The following is a 22140-nucleotide window of genomic DNA, read 5'->3' on the forward strand; positions in this document are numbered from 1 at the left end:
ATGATAAGAATTATAGGTATTGATTTAGGTACTACTAACTCGTGTGTTGCAGTTTTAGAAAATGGAAAAAGTCGTGTTATAGAAAATTCAGAAGGTGCCCGTACTACTCCTTCTATAATTGCATATACTGATGATAATGAAATATTAATTGGACAAACCGCAAAACGGCAGGCTGTAACTAATCCGTCTAATACTTTATACGCAATTAAACGTCTTATTGGGCGTAAATTTAATGATGATATAGTGCAAAAAGATATAAAAATGGTGCCATATAAAATTGTAAGTGCTGAAAATGGAGATGCATGGGTACAAGTGAAAAATAGAAAATTAGCACCCCCACAAATCAGTGCAGAAATATTAAAAAAAATGAAAAAAACAGCAGAAGATTATTTAGGGGAAAAAATTACAGAAGCTGTAATAACTGTACCAGCTTATTTTAATGATTCACAAAGACAAGCTACTAAAGATGCTGGGCGCATAGCAGGGCTTAATGTTAAACGTATAATTAATGAACCTACAGCTGCTGCTTTAGCATATGGTATGGATAAAAATAGAGGGGATAAAAAAATAGCTGTTTATGATTTAGGTGGTGGAACATTTGATATATCAATCATAGAAATAGCTGATGTTGACGGTGAAACTCAATTTGAAGTTATGGCAACTAATGGGGATACTTTTTTAGGAGGAGAAGATTTTGATCTTAAATTAATAAACTATATAGTTAAACAATTTAAATTAGAAAGTGGGGTTGATTTATCTGGAGATTCTTTAGCAATGCAACGTTTAAAAGAAGCAGCTGAAAAAGGAAAAATAGAGCTTTCTAGTTCTCAACAAACAGATATTAATTTACCTTATATAACTGCTGATAAAACAGGTCCTAAACATCTTACTTTAAAAATTACTAGAGCTAAATTAGAATCATTAGTTGAAGATTTAATAAAAAGATCGCTTTTACCTTGTAAAAAAGCTATAGATGACGCCAAATTAACTACTAAGGAGATAGATGATATAATATTAGTCGGTGGTCAAACACGCATGCCTTTAGTACAAAAAAAAGTGGCAGAGTTTTTTGGCAAAGAAGCTAGAAAAGATGTAAATCCAGATGAAGCTGTAGCAATGGGTGCGGCTATTCAAGGAGGCGTATTAGGTGGCGATGTAAAAGATGTTCTTTTATTGGATGTCACTCCTTTAACTTTAGGTATAGAGACTATGGGTGGTATAATGACTCCTTTAATAGAAAAAAATACTACAATACCTACTAAAAAAACACAAATTTTTTCAACAGCAGAAGATAATCAAACAGCTGTTACTATTCATGCTTTGCAAGGAGAAAGAAAAAAAGCGTTACAAAATAAATCATTAGGTCGGTTTGATTTGACTGATATACCCCCAGCTCCTCGAGGAACACCACAAATAGAAGTAGCTTTTGATTTAGATGCTAATGGGATCTTAAATATTACCGCTAAAGATAAAGCAACTGGTAAAGAACAGTCTATAATAATCAAATCTTCGGGTGGTCTTTCAGAAGAGGAAATAAATAAGATGATTCAAGATGCAGAAACAAATAAAGAAGAAGATAAAAAATTTGAAGAATTAGTTCAAACAAGAAATCAAGCAGATGGCATGATTCATACAATACGTAAAACATTAAAAGAAATAAAAAATGAAGATGAAAAAAACAAACTTGAATCTTTAATTAATAACTTAGAACAAACTTTGAAAAGTGATGATATCAAAACAATCAAAGAAGATCTTAATAAACTCACTGAAGAATATAGTACAATATATCAAAAAATATATTCAGAAAAAAAACCACAAAATCATAATTCTGAACCAGCACAAAAAAACGCAGAAAAGTCTTCTAGTAAAAAAGAAGGAGATGTTGTGGATGCTGAATATGAAGAAGTTAATAATAAAACAAAATAAAGGCTTGATTTAGTAATGTCCAAACGCGATTATTATGAAATTTTAGGTGTTAATAAAACTGCTGATCAAAAACAAATAAAAAAAGCATTTCGTAGATTAGCTCAAAAATATCATCCTGATAGAAATCCTAACAATAAACAAGCAGAACAAAAATTCCGTGAAATATCTGAAGCGCATGAAGTTCTCTCCGTTAAAGAAAAAAGAAATGCTTATGATAAATTTGGCCATTCAGGATTAGATGGACGGCACACAAATAATAGTTTTCATACAGGTTTTAGTGACATGTTTTCCGATGTTTTTGGAGATATTTTTGGTAATAACAACAACAACAATACGCCTCAAAGAGGTTCTGATTTACGTTATAATTTAAATATTAAACTCGAAGACGCTATTTATGGAACAAAATTAAATATTAATTTAACAAAGCTAGTAAAATGTAATAGGTGTAATGGAACTAGGTCTGAACCTGGTTATAAAAACAAGTATTGTCATAGTTGTAAAGGATTGGGACAAATACGTATGCATCAAGGTTTTTTTTCTATACAACAAACTTGTCAAAATTGTAATGGGACCGGTGAGATTATAGATAAATATTGTATGAGTTGTAATGGGGAAGGACGTATAAATGATAAAAAGATTTTATCAATAAAAATTCCACAAGGTGTAGATAATGGGGACCGTATAAGAATTACAGGAGAAGGTGAATGTGGTGTAAATGGAGGCCCATATGGTGATTTATATGTCCAAATATCTATTAAACCACATAAAGTGTTTACTAGAGAAGGTAAAAATTTATACTGTGAAATACCAGTTAACTTTGTTGATGCTGCATTAGGAGGTATATTAGAGGTGCCTACGCTTGAAGGCAATACGGTAAAATTAAAAATTCCAGCGGAAACACAAACAGGAAAACAATTTAGAATAAAAGGTAAAGGAGTAAAATCAATACGTAGTAACTTACCAGGAGATTTAATTTGTAAAGTAATCATAGAAACACCTGTTAATTTGAATAGATTTCAAAAAGAATTATTACGTAATTTCAAAGCTAGTTTTGTTTAATTTATTAACTTTTTTATTTGTTGTGTAGTTGTCATTTTATTTATTTTTAACTATTTTTCGGTTTTAGTATTTTCTGTCTTCTTAATCGTTGTTTTTATTTTGCTTTTTGTTTTATTTGTTTTTTTTAGATTTTTTATTTTTTTTTGATGGAGTTAGCTGTTATGTTTTTTTGTTCTTATTATTAGTTGTTGTATTCTAGTTTATATTTTTTTATTAGTTATTTTATTTGGCTGTTATGTTTTGTTTGTTAAACTTGTGTTATTTTGTTTTGCTGGTATATTTGTATGTATAGAATTTGTTGTATTATGAGTAAGTAAGGGAAAAGTAGTTATATGCAAAATATCAAAATATAATAAATGATGGTTTAAAACGGTTAAAAGGTTTTTTGTTAACTGGCTAAAATAGTGGTAAGTTTGTTGTTAACAGATTATTGTTATAATTAATAAAAAAAATATATGTTAATATATATAATTGCTTTAGAATTTAGAATTTAGAGGTTAGAGTTGTTAGGTTAGAGGTTTGTTTAAAAGCTTTTAGAGGTTGGTTTAAAGAGTTTTTATTTATTTTTATTAGAGGTTTAATGTTTGCTTTAAAGATTTAAGACTTTATTTATTAGAGGTTATTTGTTTAGAGGTTAGAGTTGTTAGGTTAGAGGTTAGAAGTTTAAATAGTTAAAATGGTTGCTTTTATTATTTATTAGAGGTTATGTGTTATGTGTTAGATTTTAGATTAAAGATTTTATATGTTAAAGGTAAAAGGTAAAAGGTAAAATGTAAAATAAAAGAGGTTAGTTGTTTAGAGGTTATCTGTTGCTGTTGCTGTTGCTGTTGCTGTTAGAGGTTTATTTTTAAAAAAAGTTAATTGTTTAAATGTTTGCTTTTATTATTTATTATTAGATGTTTTCTATGTTATTTTTTAGATGTTAGTTGTTTAGTGGTTATATTAAAGTAAAGTTTTTATATGTAGTAAAAAATTAAAATATTGTATTTATATTATTTATGCTTTTTTTGGTTTTTAATAATAAGTTAACAACTAACATTAACTATCAACAAACAAAACAAATTTACAAGAAACAAATACACTAAAGCTAATAAACAACAAACCTTTTTCCCTTAAGCTATCAACTAATTAACAACAATTTTTACAATTACTAATAAACAACAAACATTTAGTTACGCTAACAAAAATTTACTACAACCATTTCTTTTTAAAATAACAAACATACAACTATATACAAACATACCTTTTGATTTTAACAACACAAAACATAACTACAAATAAAAAAATAAAAGCAAGTAACACATAACTAGCACAACGAAAACAAACAACAAAAAAAAATAAAATTACATATCACATATTTACTTAAAAAAAAGAATATAATTAAATTAGATTAACTAAAGACTCTTATTAACGAAATTATATTTTGTGGAAATAGTCCGAAAACTAAAATAAATAAAGATAAAGATAAAACCAAATAATAAACAAAAGAGTTGAGATCAAAAATAAGTTGTTTTTTATTTACATTCATATATAAAAATGAAATTATTCTAAAATAATAATAAATTCCTATTGAATTGCCTATACCTATAGAAATAAGTATAAACCATAATTGATAATTTAAGGCATTTAAAAATATATAAACTTTACCTATAAATCCTGCTGTTAAAGGTATACCAGCTAAAGATAACAACATTATCGTTAAGACAATAGCTAAATCTGGTTTACTCCAAAATAAACCTTTATAAAAAGATAACGTTTCATTATTTATTAAACTTATAATGCCAAATATACCTAAAGTTGTTAAAGTATAAGTTAATAAGTAAATATTTATTGTTTCAAGTATAAATTTACAAATATGCATTTGCATTGCAATTATTACTGTAAGTAAATAACCCAAATTAGCTATCGATGAATAACCTAATATACGTTTTAAATTATTTTGTTTAAGCGCTAAAATATTGCCAAATAGTATTGTAACAATAGAAATTATAGTAAGTACATTATTTAAAAAACTAGTTATATTGGGTAAGATCATTAACAAACGCATGAAAGCTACAAATACGGAGATTTTAGTAACAGTGGCGATAAAAGCTGTAATTGGGGGCATTGTTCCTTCATAAAGATCTGGCGTATAACTGTGAAAAGGTATAATAGATAATTTAAATCCTAAACTAATTAGAATTAACACAATGCCTATTATTGTCCATAAAGTAGTATTATCATCTAATTTAAAATAATAATTAGTAAACGTTAAATTTCCATAATAAAAATATAATAAAGCCATACCAAACAGTAAAAAACAAGATGCCATAGAAGAAAGTACCATATATTTAATTCCTGATTCCAAAGCTTTTAAATCATTATCTTTATCATTACGTAAATAAATTATTAGCCCATATAAAGCGATAGACATTAATTCTAATCCAATAAAGAAAGTAGTCATATGTATGCTTAAAACTAATAATATAGCTCCAATAGTTGAACAGATTATTAACATATAAACTTCTTCATTTTTATTTAAATATGTATAAGAAAAAATAGAACAATATAAAGCTGATATTAAAATTAAAAACGTATAAAATAAGGAATAATTATCTATCATTATTAAAGGATAAAATAAAGTATGTTTAATCAAAAATATAGATAATAATGAAATTAATAACCCTATTATGGTTATTATAAATATAATTAAATTTTTACGATTAAATGATATAGTAATAATTAATATTATTAATGTTATAAATAAAAAACTAATAGGTAATATTTGTGCATTCTTAATCATTTTTAATAAAAAAACATTGTTTTTTGTGCGATGTTGGTTATAGATTTAATTGATAAATCAAAAATTATTTGAGGATAAAAACCACTAATAAATATTAAAAATAAAATTATACTTAATATATTTACTTCACTGAAATTTAAAAATATATTTTTTAGAGCTTTATTTTTTGTTTTTCCATAATATACTTTATGTATTAAGTTTAATGAATATATAGCTGTTAATATTAAACCTAAACTAGAAATTATAGTTATTTTTGGATATAATTTAAAATTACCTAATAAAATTAAAAATTCCCCGATAAAATTTCCTGTTCCTGGTAAACCTAAGACTGCTAATGTTAATGATAATGCAAAACCAGGAATAGCTCCTAACTTACCAAATAATCCTCCCATAAAACGTATATCAAATGTATTTAATCGTTCATAAAGTAAGCCACTTATTATTATTAAACCCGCAGACGATAATGTATTTGAGATAACAAACATAATAGCGCCTTGTAATGATAAAATATTACTTGAAAAAATACCTATTAAAACATACCCCATATGTGATATGCTTGAATAAGCCATTAATCTTTTAATATTTCTTTGAGAAAAAGCCAAAACTGCACCATAATATATACTGATAATACCAACTATCATTGCATAAGGCGCAAATGAAAGTGATTGTTTGGGAAATAAACCTAAATTTAATCTTAATAATCCATAAGCTGCTGTTTTTATCAAAATACCTATTAAATCCAAGCTCCCATATTTAGGATTTTTAGCCATAACATCTGGTAACCAAGTATGTAAAGGAAAGATTGGTAATTTTATTGCGAAAGAAATAAACAAGCCTAACATTAATAAAACTCCTACTTTGTCCCCGATTTGAGCATTTACTAAACTTTGATACTCAAAAGTTAGTTTTCCAGTTACATAAAAGTTACTTACTACTAAAGTGAAAATTGTTATTAACAATATTACCCCTGAAATTTGAGTATAAATAAAAAATTTTATAGCTATTTGTTCTTTATATGCACTTCCCCACATAGAAATTATAAAATACATTGGAAATATCATTATTTCCCAAAAAAATAAAAATAAAAAAAGATCCATTGCAAGAAACACACCAATAATTGAACCTAAAATCCACAACAAATTAAAATAAAATAATCCAATACATTTATTAATTTCTTTAAAAGAACAAATGATAGATAATAAACCCAATACTACACTTAATAAAACCATACTTAAAGATATACCATCCACTGCTAAATTAAGATATATACCAAATCTATCAATCCATATTGTTCGGTATTTAACCACCCATATATTGGTTGTATTTAGATTTAAATAACATAAATATATGGATAAAACTAACAGTATAATCATAGTAAAAAGAGCTGAACAACGTGAATATTTTATATTTATTTTTTCAAAACTTAAAGATAACAATCCACCGATAAAGGGTATAAATAAAAAACATAACAATATCATAAAATATTACTCATTAATAATGAAGTTATAATACCAACAATAAATATTGTTAAATAAAAACTTAAATTACCATTATGTAGTTTTGTCATTACAGTATAAAAAAACAAAATTACTTTATTTATTATATTATTTATTATGAAAGTAATACAATCAAATTTATTTATCCGAACTAAATATAAATAAGGTATAATTACTAATTTAATATATAACCAATCAAACCCTCCAATAGTATATATAATATTTAGAACTAATTTTCCTAAAACAACTTCAATTATATCCATGTAATAAACATTAGAAAATAAAAATATTTTAGCAGCTATGGTAATACCAACTATGACAATTATTGAAGAAATTATATTACAACAATTTTCTACTTCTATATTATACATTGTAATTTCCTTTTGCATAGGTATTTTAATTAAAGAACCTAAGTAAGTAGATAAAATTAATAATATAAATAAAGGTAAATTATGTGATACATTATATATTAATGGTTTTTGGTTATTAAAAAAAATAATAAACTTATTAATATTTTTGTTAAACATAATTAAAATAGTGCGAAATGTATAAATAGATGTTATAAAAGCACCAACTAAACCTACTATCCAAATCTTGTTGTAGCCACTTATTTTAGATAACAAAATAATTTTTTCTTTTGAATAAAAACCAGCTGTAATAATGGGTAATGCAGATAAAGCTGAACCACCTATAACAAAACAAAAATAATATGCTATTCTTATGTTTTTAGATAAAGATAAAAATATTGATCTAATCTTTAAAATATTTTGTGAGTGTTTACAACTAATTATTAAAGAACCAGCTGATATAAATAATAAAGCTTTAAAAAATGCATGTATCATCACATGAAATATAGCCGCATGCCATGCTTTTATTCCTATAGCTACAAACATATAACCTACTTGACTCAATGTTGAACAAGCCAAAATACGTTTAATATTGTTTTGAGTTAACGCAGAGATACCTGCTAATAATAAAGTAATTGTTCCAATTAAGCCAATTGTATTAAGAGTTATTGGTGCGAGTTCAAATAAGAAATGTGTTCTAATTATAAAATATACTCCCGAAGTGATCATAGTTGCTGCATGAATTAATGCAGAAACGGGAGTTGGTCCAACCATAGCATCAATTAACCAAGTATGTAAAGGAATTTGTGCGGATTTACTTATTGTTCCAAGCATAAACATAAAAGCAATAAGTTCATATCTAAAAGAATTAGTATTATTTAATAAAGAAAATTTAGTTAAAAGTTGTTGAATATCGAAAGTATTAAATTGAATCCATACAAAGAAAATACCTATGGCAAAAAACAAATCGCCTATTCTTGTAGTAATAAACGCTTTAAAACCAGAAATAACATTATTATAAACACGATAATAATAACTAATTAATAAATATGAACAAAATCCTACACCTTCCCACCCTAACAACAATAAAATTAAATTATCACCTAAAATTAATATCAACATATTTAACATAAATAAATTCATGTACAAAAAAAATCTAGACAATAAATAATCTTTCTTATATTTAAAATTTTCACACATATACCAAGTAGAAAATAAATGAATTAATAATCCTATTCCATTAACTATACAAATCATTACTACTGATAAACCATCAATATAAAAATTAAAATTTATTTTTACATCATATATACTAATCCAACTATATAAATGTTCTAAAAAAGGATTAGGTTTTAAATAATAATAAAAGGCTAGTAATATTGCAAATATTGTAGAACTAACTATTGATCCAACACCAATTATACAAACCAATATTTTTGACATACATCTTAAACTAGCTAGTAATAGTGTACTAATTAAAGGAAATAAACAAATTAAAATTAATATCTTCTTCATCCTTTTAACCTACTAAATTTATCTATATCAAAACTTTTTAAATTTTTCTGTAATTGAATTAATAAAGCTAACCCTATACTTATTTCTGCTGCAGCTACCGTCATAATTAAAATAAACATAACCTGACCATCTGGTTGCCCCCAATACTCTCCAGATATAACATAAACATAAGCTGAAGAATTTAACATTATTTCTAAACAAATAAATATAACAATTATATTTCGACGAATTAATAAACCGAATATACCTATAAAAAATAAAATTAAAGATAATATAAAAACATAATCTATGGGGATTAACGTCATTGTTTACGTCCTAAATAAGAAGCAATAATTAATGCTGTTAATAAAATGATAGCGGATATTTCTACAGTAATTAAATATGTTGTAAATAATAAAACACTAAAAGGATGTGGAGTGTGTGGTATTGTACTACCCACTAAAATATTACGATTATTTAAACCATATTTGAGAATAGTGATTAATAATAAACCTAATAAAGTTATTGTCAAACTAGATGTACTTATCCAATTTTTTAAATTAATAAAACTTAATTTCTTCTTAATAGGATTTAGTAACATCATTACAACAAAAACAAATAAGACCATAATTGCACCAGCATAAATAATAATTTCTAAGACTCCAGCATAATTTGCTCCAATAAAAAAAAATATCATAGAAATTGAAATCAATGATATAATAAAGTGCAACAAAGCATGTATAATATTATTACTTATAATAACGTTCAACGTTGAAACTATTGCAATTATTGCTGAAATATAAAATAACACAATTTACCTTTTTATTATGGTAATAACGATTTTACATTTATTGGTTTTTTTTCTTTTTTACCAAAGCCTTTACATTTATCAAAACTAGCTATTCCTGTATTTTCATAAAATTTGTAATTATGATCTTTTCCTGTACCATAAATTAATAAATCTTCTTTTTCAAAAACTAAATCTTTCCGTTTAAATTCTCCTAACTCAAAATCCGGCGTTAATTGAATAGCTGAAGTTGGACAAGCTTCTTCACATAATCCACAAAAAATACAACGTGTAAAATTTATTCTAAAAAATAAAGGATACCAACTTCCATCTTTACGTTCAGCTTTTTGCAAACATATACAATCCACAGGACATACCACTGCACAAAGATTGCAAGCAACACACCGTTCTTTACCGGTATTATCTCTAGTTAATACAATACGACCTCTATAACGTGGTGATAAATATACAGATTCTTCTGGATATTGTAACGTAACTCTTTTATTAAAAGAATGTGTAAATATTATATAAATCGTACGAAAAATACTAAATATTGAAATAATTAATTTTCTTATCATTTTATGTATTGTAGCATAATATTATTATACCTGTTAATAGTAAATTTATTAAATTTAAAGGCAAACAATATTTCCAACAAAAGCTCATTACTTGATAATATTTTGGTCTTGGTATTGAAGCACGAATAATAATAAATAACACAATAAAAACTAATATTTTAGTTATAAACAAAATTAATAAATGTAAACCTGAACAACTCTTATACCCACAAAAAAACAAATTTACAATTAAAATAGAAATTAAAATAATATTAACATATTCACTAATAAAAAACATGCCCCATTTCATTCCAGAATATTCTATGTGATAACCATCTGCCAATTCTTGTTCTGCTTCTGGTTGATCAAAAGGATGTCTATGCGTTACACATATACCAGAAATTAAAAAAGTTATAAATCCTATTGTTTGAGTTATTAAAAACCAAAAATGAGTATTTTGATAGTCAATAATATTTATTAAATTTAATGATCCTGAAATAGAAACTATGCCCATTAAAGAAAGACCTATAAACACCTCATAAGAAATTGATTGAGCTGAAGCTCTAATAGCTCCTATTAAAGCATATTTATTACAACTTGAATATCCAGCAAACAGAATCGAATATACATTTATACCTGCCATAGCTATAACAAATAAGATTCCAACATTATTTAAATCAGTTTCATTATTAATTGCATTTGGTAATATAATAAAAGACAAAATTATTGTAATTAAAGATATAATAGGTGAAAAAACAAATAATTTATTGTCTGAAAAAGGTGGAATCCAATCTTCTTTAAATATAATTTTAATAACATCAGCAATAAATTGAAATATTCCAAACAATCCCACTCTGTTAGGACCATATCTATCTTGCCACAAACCTAAAGCCCTACGCTCGATAAAACTCATAAAAGCTCCACTTATAAATATAACAACTATAAATATAATATGTTTTATTATATTGTTCATTTTATTATTATAATTTTAAAACACATACAAAAAATTTCTAATGGTATTCCTTTAATACCAAACGGAAAACCTATAAACCCATTACGCATATTATTAGTATTTTTAATTATAATATTTACTTCCTTGTTATTAACAATAGCTTTAATTTTAGATCCTGGAGTTACTTTTAGCAATTTTATATCCTGTTTACTTATTTTTATATAAGGCTTTTTTGTACATTTGTTAATAGAATGTGTTAATGCACTATTTTCTTCACTACCTAATAGATGATATATTGGAATAATTTGCCAACGTTTATTTTTTTTAAACCCAACATATTTATAATATGATAAATACTTTTTTTTCTTACAATAATTTATTAACCTAATACCTGGATTGCCTGCATATAATTTTACACCTATTTCTTTTTGAAATTTATTCCATGCTTGAGGCGAATTCCATCCTGGATACCAAGCAAATGCTATTTCAGAACTATTATAACCTTTTGTTGAAAACGTAAAAGTTGAATAAATATCTTTATGAATTTTTTTTTCATGTATTTGAATGTTTGAATTTATAGCAGTGCGTCCACTTAGTCTGTGAGGTAAACGTGCTAAATTTCTTTTCAATTGTGATAAATTTAATATCCTGTTAAAAGCAGGATGATATTTAGAACATACCTTTAGTACATCATTTAAATGTATCCATTCTAACTTACTATTTTTTTTTGCTATAGTTAATGCATGTAACCATCTCCAACTTTCTTTTGTTAAATCTCCAGTACGATAATAACTTGGTTCATAAATTTTAAAAAATCTTTGTGCTCTACCTTCATAATTAATTAAAGTACCATTACCTTCCGCTATAGTTGCTGCAGGTAAAACAACATTAGCCTTATCAATAGTTGTATTTTTTTTATAATCAATCAAAATAATTTTTTTATTTTTTAATGCATTATAAACTAAAGATGATTTCATACGACGATAAATATTATTTTCTAAAATGATTACTGCATCTGCTTTATTTTTAATTAGTTTTTTTATTGCCCAATTTAAAGATTTTCCTCCTAACATAGTAACTCCAACACTATTAGAATCATTACTATTTAGTATTATAGATCCTTTTTTTCCTAAAAATTTAAATGCACGAGATATATTATAAGCAGATTTTAAAACTAAAGAATGTTTTAGTGAACAACCACTAATAATTAATGGTCTTTTTGAGCAACGTAATTTCTTTAAAAGTTTTAATAAAATTTTTTTGTTGTTATTATTAAATGAGTTTAATTTTTTTTTTGGGGAGTTATGATCTATGGAATTAGCTATTGCAAATCCGAATTTTGTAATTTCTTCTTTAGTACATATAACTGTTTCATAAGCTATAGCATCTAATCTAGTTTTATTTGTTGTAAAAATATATATAGGATGTTTATTTTCATTATTAATATTCTTAACATCCCATTCATATATTTTATATTTTTGTGCAATATTAAAAGAACCTCTTTGAGCAGCTTGTCTTACTGCTAATGCAATTCTTGCTGAAATTTGAGTAATATCTTCACCTAAGATAATGATAAGATCGTGATCTTCAATATCAATTATTGAAGAAAAAGGTAAAGCACCTTTATACAAAACATCTATATTTATTTTTAGACACTCTACTTCCCTTTTTTCAATGCCATTAGAAAAATTTTGTTTTCCAACTAACTTGCATAATGCAAAATTACTTTCTATACTTGCTCTTGGAGAACCTATACCTATAACTCTATTAGATGTATTTAACAAAGCAATACTATAATCAATTGCTAAATCTATTGATTTAATAGGATTATTATTTATAAAAGGTATCCGATTACGATTAGAACTATTTATATAACCATAACCAAACCGTCCTCTATCGCATATAAAATAATGATTAATTTTACTATTAAACCGATTTTCTATTTTACGAATTTTACCATACCGTTCTCCTACATTTAAATTACAGCCACAAGAACATCCCGTACAAATGCTTGGAGCATATTGTAAATCCCATTTCCTTGCATAATGCATAGAATATTGTTTATCTGTAAAAACTCCAGTGGGACATATCTCTATTAAATTTCCAGAAAATTCATTTTCTAATCTACCATTCCTAAGTCTACCAAAATATATGTTATTACTACTACCAAAAACTCCTAAATCTTTACCACCAGCATAATCTTTATAAAATCTTATACACCGATAACACGTAATACATCTATTCATTTCGTGATTTATAAAGGGTCCTAAGTATTGGTTTTTATGAGTTCTTTTATTAAAATTATATCTTCTACTATTATGTTTTAGTATCACTGTCATATCTTGTAAATGACACTGTCCACCTTCTTCACATACTGGACAATCATGAGGATGATTAGTCATCATTAATTCTATTATTTTAGAACGACAACTAAAACCTTCTGGATCTTTTGTAGTTATAAACTCATTTTTTTTAATTGCTGATGTTGTACAAGCTATAACTATCTGTCCTAGTGTATCGTCTCTATTATTGTATCTTTTAATGATACATTGTCTACAAGACCCTACACTTCCTAAAATAGGGTGCCAACAGAAATAAGGTATGTCTATACCAAAAGATAAACATATTTCTAATAAATTTTTTTTATTTCTATTATTTTTTATTTCATAATCTTTATTGTCTACATTTATTATTGTCATAATCAATTAAACCATTAACTTATCAAAATCATTACGAAAATATTTTATTGCACTAATTAAAGGTTCACTTGCTCCAGGTGCAAGAGCACAAAAAGTTTTTCCATTTGTTAATTGTTTTGTTAAATCTATCAATATATCTAAATCCTTATATTTACCTTTCTTATTTTCTAAAGTTTTTAATATTTTAACAATCCATGGCAAGCCTTCACGACACGGAGTGCACCAACCACATGATTCTCTATTAAAAAACTTTTCTATATTTTTTAAGAAATATATTATATTAACAGTATCATCAATAGCTAATATTATAGCCGTACCTATTCTTGTACCTAGTTTTCTTATTCCATTTGAACACATTTGCACTTTTAAATGTTTAGGTAATAAAATTCCTGTGCTTGCACCACCTGGTTGCCAGGCTTTTAATTTATAACCCTTTATCATTCCTCCAGCAAACTCTTCTATTATTTCCATTGCTGTTATACCCATTGGAACTTCCCACAATCCAGGATTTTTTACTTTACCTGAACAACCCATAAGTTTTGTTCCATTATCTTCTGATCCAGGTAAACATAACTTCTTATACCAATTAAGACCATAGTTTATAATAGAAGGAATATTACATAATGTTTCTACATTATTTATTACTGTAGGTTTTCCCCACGCACCTAGTTGACCAGGAAAAGGCGGTTTTCTTTTTGGATTTGCTCTATAACCCTCTAATGAATTAATTAAAGCAGTTTCTTCACCACAAATATATCTTCCAGCTCCTGAATGAACACATATATCAAAACAAAACTCAGAATTTAAAATATTTTTTCCTAAAAAGTTTTTTTTACGAGCTTCTTTTATAGCAATATTAATAATATTTATTGCATCAATATATTCTCCTCTTATAAAAATATACCCTTTATAAGAATTATTTGCGTAAGCTGCAATTATCATACCTTCTATTAATAAATGAGGTTCTTGTTCTAATAATAATCTGTCTTTATATGTATTAGGTTCCATTTCATCTGCATTGCATAATAACAAACTTTCTTCATTTGTTAAACTCCATTTTATTCCAGTTATAAAGCCAGCACCTCCTCGACCTTTTAAGCCTGAATCTTTTATTTCTGTTTTTACCTCTTCTGGTGTTGATTTTTTTAATATACGTTTCACAGCAATATATCCTTCTTTTTGTACGTATTCATTTAACCATATTGTTTTACCTTCTTTATTTAATCGCCAAGTCAATGGATGAGTTTCTTTTGATTTTTTTACTATATTTGCTGTACAAACTGACTTTATGCGTTTATTTACAATCATTTTTATAAATTTCCAAAATATTACTTATATTTTTTTTTATTAATTTAGAATAAAGTTCATTATTTATCATCATATTTGGGGCTTTATCACAATTACCTAAGCAACATATAGGCAATAATGTATAACGTTTATCCTTAGTAGTTTCTCCAATACTTATTCCTAACAAAAATTTTAATTGCTTATAAATAAATTCATAACCATTTATATAACACGTGATACTATCACATAACAATATTATATTTGTTCCTACTGGTTGTCTGTAAATTAAATTATAAAATGTGGCTATACTATCGAGTTCCGTTGGAGTTATTCCTATTATCTTTGCAAGATCATTAATAATATTATCAGATATCCATCCTCTATATTTTTGTATTATTTTCAAAGCACCAATTGAAGCTGCTTTACTATTTTTATAATTGTTTTTTTCAATAATAATTTCTGTAATTTCTTCTTTAGTTAATTTTTTAAACCTTTTAAGGTAACTATTTTCCATAATCCATTCCATTCCATTCTATTCTATTGTATTGTATTGTACTTAACGATCTACATCTGCCATTACAAAATCAATACTTGCAATATGTGCTATCATGTCTGGTATGTACGCTCCTTGCATTATTGTAGACAGATGTTGTAAGTTAGGATAACTAGGTGTTCGTATGCGGGTACGATAACTAGTTGCATTACCATCAGAAATTAAATAATAACTATTAAGCCCCTTCGTTGCTTCTATCATTTGAAAATTTTCATTTTGTTCTAATATTGTTCCCCAAGACATTTGTAAAAAATGTGTAATTAATGTTTCTATATTCTTTAACATTTTGTTTCTATTAGGAGGTGTAACTAAATGTTGTTCCATTTTTATACTTCCTTCGGGAATATTATTTATACATTGTTTAATAATTCTTAAACTTTGATACATCTCTTCTATTCTTATATTTGCTCTATCAAACACATCTCCATTTGTACCTATTGGTATATCAAACTCTACTTTATCATAACCGGAATAAGGTCTATTTTTTCTTACATCAAAATTTAAACCTGTAGCTCTTAAATTTGGCCCTGTTATTCCCCACTCCAATGCTTCTTTAGTATTATAAGATGCAATAAATTTAGTACGTTTTCGTAATATGTAATTATTCATCATTGCCTTATTATATTCTTTAAGCCTTTTATTTATCCATTTTATAAAGTTCTTGATTAATTTATACCAACCTTTTGGCAAATCATGAGCCAATCCTCCAATACGAAACCAAGCAGGGTGCATACGAAAACCCGTTATAGATTCGATTATTTCATAACATTTTTGCCTATCTGTAAACGTAAAAAACACTGTACTCATAGCACCTAAATCTTGTAAAAAAGTACCTAAAAACAGCATATGCGAATTTATTCTAAATATTTCCATCATCATAACACGTATTATTTTTGTTCTTTCGGTAACTTGTATCTTTGCGATTTTTTCAATTGCTAATATATAAGGTAAATTATTTATTACGCCACCTGTATAATCAATTCTATCAGTGTAAGGTAAATAACTATGCCATGCTTGTCTTTCTCCCATTTTTTCTGCTCCACGATGATGATAACCTATGTCTGGCATACACTTTTCTATTTTTTCTCCACAAAGCTGCATTATTATTCTAAAAGCTCCATGTGCAGAAGGATGATTCGGTCCAAAGTTTAAAAACATATTATTTTTCTTATTTGAAAGTCCCCATTCGTCAGGAATTAAACATAATGAGTTTTGTTCTTTATATTGCTTATATCTATTTATTTTTAAAACTTTAAATTCAGTTGCACGTGATGGATAATCTTTACGCAATGGATAGCCTTTCCAATTTAAAGGCATTAATACTCTTCTTAAGTTTGGATGGCCATAAAATTTAATTCCAAACATATCATAAACTTCGCGTTCATACCAGTTTGCATTCTGCCAAATTTTGACAATTGATGGTATTACTAAGTTTGGTTCTATTACCGCTACTTTTATTATTAAATCCTTATTATCTTTTATTGACAACAAATGGTAAACCACTGTAAAATCTGCCTTTGGTAAATTTTTTCTGTTATTTCTTAATCTTTCATCTATGCAATGTAAGTCATATAACATGTCTATTTTATATTGTTTGTTTCCATTACGTAAATATTTTATTATATCAAACATTTTATTTTTTTTTACCCATACAACAGGTATTCCCATTAAAGTCTTTTGTGAATACAAAATGTTTTTTTTTCCAAATTTTTTATATAATATTTTTAAAACCATTTGTTCTTGTTTTCTTACTTGTTTATTAAACATTCTTTTGTGTGCGTAATTTTTTTGTTTTAATACGCTTAATATATTTTTTTTGTTTTTGATTTGGCATATCATATCTATAAATCTTCTGATCCCCTATTATCCAAGATAAAGGCCGTCTTTCTTTATGTATTGATTTTTGTAACAATTGTATTCCTTGTAAAAAAGCTTCCGGTCTAGGTGGACACCCTGCTACATAAACATCTACAGGTAATATTTTATCTACCCCTTGTACAACTGAATAACTATCATACATTCCACCTGAATTTGCACAAGAACCCATTGAAATTACCCATTTTGGATCTAACATTTGATCATATAAATGCTGTATTACTGGAATCATTTTGATAAAACAAGTTCCCGCAATTACCATTAAATCTGCTTGCCTAGGTGATGATCTAATAACTTCAGCTCCAAATCTAGATATGTCATGTGGTGATGTAAAGGAAGTTGTCATTTCTACATAACAACAGGATAATCCAAAATTAAAAGGCCATAAAGAATTTTTACGCCCCCAATTAATTAATAACTTTGAAAGTTTTTTAAGTTTACATAACCAAATATTGTTTCTTAGTTGCTCAAAGTTTTTATCTTTCTCTCTAGTGGTTTTTTTAAAATCTAAGTTATTTAATATGTATTTCATTGTTTTCTCCATTTAAAGTTACTCAAACACTCCATTACATACATCATATATTAAACCTACTAATAATATAATAATAAATAAAACTATTTCTATAAAACCTTGCCATCCAATCTCTCTAATTGCACTTGCCCAGCTAAATAAATAAATCGCTTCTAAATCAAATATTACAAATAATATGGCTAAAATATAAAATTTTGCAAAATAATTAATTTTTTTTATTGAATTTATAGAAATTATTCCTGATTCAAAAGGTATTTCTTTGTTAGGCGACCAACTATATCCCCCTAAAATATATGATATTATGCTTATCATTACTAAAATTAATAAGGTGATAATTAAAAAATTCAACAATTTATTCATATCTATATTAATCTCTTTTTTTTTCTATTGATTGTTTTTTATTAGTTAGATCTTTAGAATTTGTATGTAAGATGATGTTTGTTGCTTTTATTTTTAATTAGAGATTAGAGACTTGAGTTTTTGTTTAAAGTTTTTTGTTTTGAGTTTTGTGGTTTGAGTTTTAAGATTAGAGTTTGTATGTTAGAGGCTAGTTTAAAGAGTTTTGTTGTTAGAGGCTAGTTTAAAGAGTTTTGTTGTTAGATGTGTTTGAAAGCTTGTAGCTTGTAGCTTGTAGCTTGTATGTTGTAGAATGTAGAATGTAGAATTTAGATGTATGGTATTTTATGGTTTGTGTGTTGCAGTTTTGTGTTATGTGTTAAAGTTATGATTAAACGGTAGAAAGGGTTAAAAAAAATAGACTAATGTTTAAATAAGGATGTATGGAAAAACAGATTAGTCTTAAATATTATTTACTTTAGTTAATAAATTAGTTAATAACATATAATTTATTGTTTTAAAAATGTATTTGCTTATATAAAAACATAAATAGACTTGAATAAAATTATAGTTAAATATTCTTATATATTCTTTTAATAATCTTTTTAAAATATTACGATAATTTGCTTTGTTTATTATCTTAGTTATAAAAGCTTTATATATTATCGAAGTTTCATTAGTTATAAAAAAACCAACACAAAAAAAATGCTTGTTGATTGCTTTAAAATTATAAGCTTTATTGATGGTTTTATGAACATTAAAAGGTTTAATTACTTTATAATTCATTATTTACAAAGTATGTTACGTTTTTTTTTTCTACGATTTGAAATAATTCTTCTTCCAATCTTAGTACTCATCCGTCTTCTAAAACCATTAACACGTTTTATTTTTATTTTACTAGGTTGAAAAGTTCGTTTCATGAATATCTCCTTTATTTATTTTCTTTAGTATTAATCTATATACTGAACCGGCAAATTTAAATTATATTTAAACCACCAACTAGTTTCTTTTCTTCTGTACCTTAATACTAATTGATATAAATGTACCTTAATACTTAACGAAAGAACTAGATACTTATTTAAGTTACTACTTTCTTTTTAACAAACCTTTGTTTTTTTAAACCCAAAGACTATACCTTTAATAAAAAGCATCAATTTAAACAAACCCAATTTTATGTTTCTATAACCACTACAATTTAACAATACTTCAACAATACTATATCTCTCTTTTTATTTACAATTTAAATTATCAATTGTTTACTAATCAACAAAATACTTACAACTATTTATTAACAACACTGTAATCTCATCTAAACACATTAATCCCTTACTCTACTGTTTTATTTTTTTTACTTGTTGATTCGTTGCTAAATGTTGCTTATTTTTTTATTTATGTTCTGTTTTAGATTATTTTGTTTTTGCTGTATTATTTACTTGTTTAATTGCGTTGAGCTCTCTATGTTTTACCATCGAAATGGTATACTTCTTGTTTTTTTTGTTTTATGTTTATTAATTTATGCTTTATGTGTTTTGATTTTTGTATTTTGTGTTATTTTTACTCTGCTTAGTTTGTCCTGTTGTTATATTGCTTGTTATTTTTTTTTTATTTTATTATGTGTATATTGTTTATGTGACCGTAAACTTTCTATTTTATTACCGTTATACAAGTTTAAACTTTTCAATTTTTGTTAGCTTTTTAAAATGTTCTTATGTATTAAAGCGTCTTTATTTACCATATATGTTATATTGTTACTGTATTATCTTTTCTGATTTTGTGTAGTTGTAGTTATGGTTTATGGTTTGTGGTTTTTGGTTTTTGGTTTTGTACCTGTGTTTTCTGTTATCATTTAGCACTTATGTTTTTTTTTTGTTTGACAATTTTTGTGTTTTCTGGTTTCTATTTTTTTTCTGCTTATTATTTTCTTCTCTTTTATTTTGTTGTATTTTTGTATCAGTGTCTTTATGTTTTGTTTAGTTGTGTTTGAAAAAAATACTATCGGTTATTTAAATATGTTATATGTTTATTAGTAAGGATAAAAGTGAAAGCTGTTATATGCTGCTTAAATTAGATGTTAGATGAGATTTTAAGATGTTAGATATTTGATGGATTGTTTTTAAGAGGTTTGCTGTTAATTATTGTTTTTAAGAGGTTTGTGGTTGGAAGATATGTTTTTATCTGTTAGTTATTAGAGGTTTGTTGTTTTTATGTTAGAGTTTAGAAAGTTTCTGGTTAGAGGAATTTTTGTTTAAAGTTGTTGTTTGATGTGTTTTTTTTAGAGGTTATTTTTTAGTTTATTGTTTTTTTGTTGTTAGTTTTATGTTTTTTCTGATGTTTGTTGCTTTTATTGTTAATTAGAGATTAGAGTTTGGTTTTATGTTTTTGCTTTTGAGTTTTTATGTTTATGTTTATATTTTGTTTTGTTTAAAGTTTATTTATTAGATGTTGTTGTTTAGAGGTTTAGATGTTGGTGTTTTTAGATGTTAGATTGTTTTTTTATCTTTTAGAGGTTATATTATTATTTTTTATGTTTTGATGTTTGATGTTTGATGTTGTATGTTGTTTAAAACAGTTAAATTGTTAGTCTGTTATTTGAAAATTTATTATATGTTATTTGTTTAGATGTTTAGATGTTATTTGTTGTTTAATTATATTATTTTTAAGAATTTATGTTAAATGTTAAATGTTGTACTATTAATAAATTAGAGGTTATATTAGATTTTAGTTTTGTACGAAATTTGATTGAATGATTTTTGAGGTTGTATGTTAGAGTTTTATTTTATTTTTGTATGTATCTATATTATTAGAGGTTAATAGTTGTGTAATGTAACAGAGTTTGTATACCTGCTTTTCTTTTACAACAACAATAAGAACTAACACCATTTGTATGTTGCATTATTTATTTATTAGATGTTGATTTTTTGTTGTTTTGTTAAACTGTTTGCTGTTATGCTTTGTTTTATTAATTAGAGATTAGAGATTAGAGATTAGTAGTTAGTTGTTAATAGAAGTTATAAGTTGTAAGTTATTTTTTTATTTTAATGTGTTGTAGTTTAAACATGAACATGATCATGATGTACGCTATTACATGATAAGAAACGTGTTACTTGTGTTATATAACTAAGTAATACATACAAATGTAAGTTTGTTAGATAATATACAGTAGGCAGTAGGTTTAGTGTGTATAAATGTGTAAAGTTGTCATCAATGTGTTGTGTTAACAGAATTATTGTTTTGATATTTGGTGTGTTGAAGGATATGTTGTTTAAAAGATAATAAAAGTTGTAGAAGAAAAAGGAGATATGTTAGTTTGAATTATAGGAAGGGGTTTGTTGTTTTGGGTTTGATAGAAACTGTGTAAATCGAAAGTCTGGGTTATGGGTCAACAGGTGTATAGTAAATATAAAATGTAAATACGTTAAAAGAGAAGTTAGGTTGGTTATTAAAGGAGGTTTGTTAAA

Annotated in this window: 17 protein-coding genes; 2 read left to right on the forward strand and 15 right to left on the reverse strand. The window is 25.7% G+C overall.

Features of this window, described 5'->3' with window-relative positions; translation table 11 throughout:
- Entirely contained in the window at positions 1 to 1926 is a 1926-nt protein-coding gene (gene dnaK, locus C530_RS00005) for a molecular chaperone DnaK (protein WP_014894920.1), read from the forward strand.
- Between the two features lie 15 nt (positions 1927 to 1941).
- A complete protein-coding gene (gene dnaJ / locus C530_RS00010; protein ID WP_014894921.1) occupies positions 1942 to 2985 on the forward strand; it encodes a molecular chaperone DnaJ in 1044 nt (347 codons plus the stop codon).
- Between the two features lie 1390 nt (positions 2986 to 4375).
- Here dnaJ and C530_RS00015 read toward each other — a convergent pair.
- The 15 genes from C530_RS00015 to rpmH form a co-directional block, all read right to left on the reverse strand.
- The gene (locus C530_RS00015; protein ID WP_014894922.1) at positions 4376 to 5767 is read right to left on the reverse strand and encodes an NADH-quinone oxidoreductase subunit N; all 1392 of its coding nucleotides are present in this window, start codon (positions 5765 to 5767) and stop codon (positions 4376 to 4378) included.
- A gap of 2 nt (positions 5768 to 5769) precedes the next feature.
- Positions 5770 to 7245 (reverse strand): complex I subunit 4 family protein, encoded by a 1476-nt coding sequence (locus tag C530_RS00020; RefSeq protein ID WP_014894923.1) that lies wholly within the window; start codon positions 7243 to 7245, stop codon positions 5770 to 5772.
- Positions 7242 to 9125: an NADH-quinone oxidoreductase subunit L gene (locus C530_RS00025; protein ID WP_014894924.1), complete on the reverse strand. Its 1884-nt coding sequence runs from the start codon at positions 9123 to 9125 to the stop codon at positions 7242 to 7244. Before C530_RS00025 ends, C530_RS00020 begins: the two co-directional genes overlap by 4 nt.
- Complete coding sequence (nuoK, locus tag C530_RS00030) at positions 9122 to 9430, reverse strand: NADH-quinone oxidoreductase subunit NuoK (RefSeq protein WP_014894925.1); 309 nt, start codon at positions 9428 to 9430, stop codon at positions 9122 to 9124. The genes C530_RS00025 and nuoK overlap by 4 nt, the downstream gene beginning before the upstream one ends.
- Positions 9427 to 9915 carry an NADH-quinone oxidoreductase subunit J family protein gene (locus C530_RS00035; protein ID WP_014894926.1) on the reverse strand — a complete coding sequence of 163 codons (489 nt, stop codon included), beginning with the start codon at positions 9913 to 9915 and terminating at the stop codon, positions 9427 to 9429. The genes nuoK and C530_RS00035 overlap by 4 nt, the downstream gene beginning before the upstream one ends.
- 14 nt (positions 9916 to 9929) lie before the next feature.
- The gene (gene nuoI, locus C530_RS00040; protein ID WP_014894927.1) at positions 9930 to 10469 is read right to left on the reverse strand and encodes an NADH-quinone oxidoreductase subunit NuoI; all 540 of its coding nucleotides are present in this window, start codon (positions 10467 to 10469) and stop codon (positions 9930 to 9932) included.
- Between the two features lies 1 nt (position 10470).
- Positions 10471 to 11421, reverse strand: a complete 951-nt coding sequence (nuoH, locus tag C530_RS00045) for an NADH-quinone oxidoreductase subunit NuoH (protein ID WP_014894928.1) — start codon at positions 11419 to 11421, stop codon at positions 10471 to 10473.
- Positions 11418 to 14099 (reverse strand): NADH-quinone oxidoreductase subunit NuoG, encoded by a 2682-nt coding sequence (gene nuoG, locus C530_RS00050; RefSeq protein WP_014894929.1) that lies wholly within the window; start codon positions 14097 to 14099, stop codon positions 11418 to 11420. The genes nuoH and nuoG overlap by 4 nt, the downstream gene beginning before the upstream one ends.
- Before the next feature lie 6 nt (positions 14100 to 14105).
- A complete protein-coding gene (nuoF, locus tag C530_RS00055) occupies positions 14106 to 15407 on the reverse strand; it encodes an NADH-quinone oxidoreductase subunit NuoF (RefSeq protein ID WP_014894930.1) in 1302 nt (433 codons plus the stop codon).
- Positions 15394 to 15900 carry an NADH-quinone oxidoreductase subunit NuoE gene (gene nuoE / locus C530_RS00060; RefSeq protein WP_014894931.1) on the reverse strand — a complete coding sequence of 169 codons (507 nt, stop codon included), beginning with the start codon at positions 15898 to 15900 and terminating at the stop codon, positions 15394 to 15396. The genes nuoF and nuoE overlap by 14 nt, the downstream gene beginning before the upstream one ends.
- Positions 15901 to 15942: 42 nt before the next feature.
- Positions 15943 to 17706 carry an NADH-quinone oxidoreductase subunit C/D gene (gene nuoC / locus C530_RS00065; RefSeq protein WP_014894932.1) on the reverse strand — a complete coding sequence of 588 codons (1764 nt, stop codon included), beginning with the start codon at positions 17704 to 17706 and terminating at the stop codon, positions 15943 to 15945.
- Complete coding sequence (locus C530_RS00070; RefSeq protein WP_014894933.1) at positions 17699 to 18346, reverse strand: NADH-quinone oxidoreductase subunit B; 648 nt, start codon at positions 18344 to 18346, stop codon at positions 17699 to 17701. Before C530_RS00070 ends, nuoC begins: the two co-directional genes overlap by 8 nt.
- Before the next feature lie 18 nt (positions 18347 to 18364).
- Entirely contained in the window at positions 18365 to 18706 is a 342-nt protein-coding gene (ndhC, locus tag C530_RS00075) for an NADH-quinone oxidoreductase subunit A (RefSeq protein WP_014894934.1), read from the reverse strand.
- Positions 18707 to 19144: 438 nt separating this feature from the next.
- Positions 19145 to 19468: a hypothetical protein gene (locus C530_RS00080; RefSeq protein ID WP_014894935.1), complete on the reverse strand. Its 324-nt coding sequence runs from the start codon at positions 19466 to 19468 to the stop codon at positions 19145 to 19147.
- Positions 19468 to 19602, reverse strand: a complete 135-nt coding sequence (rpmH, locus tag C530_RS00085) for a 50S ribosomal protein L34 (RefSeq protein ID WP_014894936.1) — start codon at positions 19600 to 19602, stop codon at positions 19468 to 19470. Before rpmH ends, C530_RS00080 begins: the two co-directional genes overlap by 1 nt.
- Positions 19603 to 22140: the final 2538 nt, after the last annotated feature.

The sequence above is a fragment of the Candidatus Portiera aleyrodidarum BT-B-HRs genome, assembly GCF_000300075.1.
Taxonomy (GTDB): Bacteria; Pseudomonadota; Gammaproteobacteria; order Johnevansiales; family Johnevansiaceae; genus Portiera; species Portiera aleyrodidarum.